The sequence below is a fragment of the Desulfocurvus sp. DL1XJH-121 genome, assembly GCF_054819825.1.
This window is the reverse complement of record NZ_JBTVWW010000161.1, coordinates 1-250: the sequence shown is the minus strand read 5'-3', so window position 1 is coordinate 250 and position 250 is coordinate 1. Positions and strand designations below refer to the sequence as shown.

Genomic DNA, 250 nt, shown 5'->3' with positions numbered 1-250 from the left:
ATGCGAATGATAGGCCGCGCCATCCCAGGCCAGGGCGGTGACGGTGATGGTCGTCGCATCCCAATCGACCTGGTTGAATCCAGGCGGCGAACCGCGCTCACGATGCGACAGGGTTCCGCATCCGACCGCATAGGAGCAGTGGTCCGCCAGAGGGATCGGCATGGCGAAGGGCACATGGACGTGGCCCGTCATGATCAGATCCACCCCCGCCTCGGCGAAGATCAGGGCCGCCTCATCGCCGCGTTTGACG

At 65.2% G+C, this 250-nt stretch carries 1 protein-coding gene; it reads right to left on the bottom strand.

Annotated elements, in window-relative coordinates; genetic code table 11:
• Positions 1-250: hypothetical protein (locus ACYYG1_RS17725; RefSeq protein ID WP_461211650.1), on the bottom strand; the 250-nt coding region annotated here is incomplete at both ends.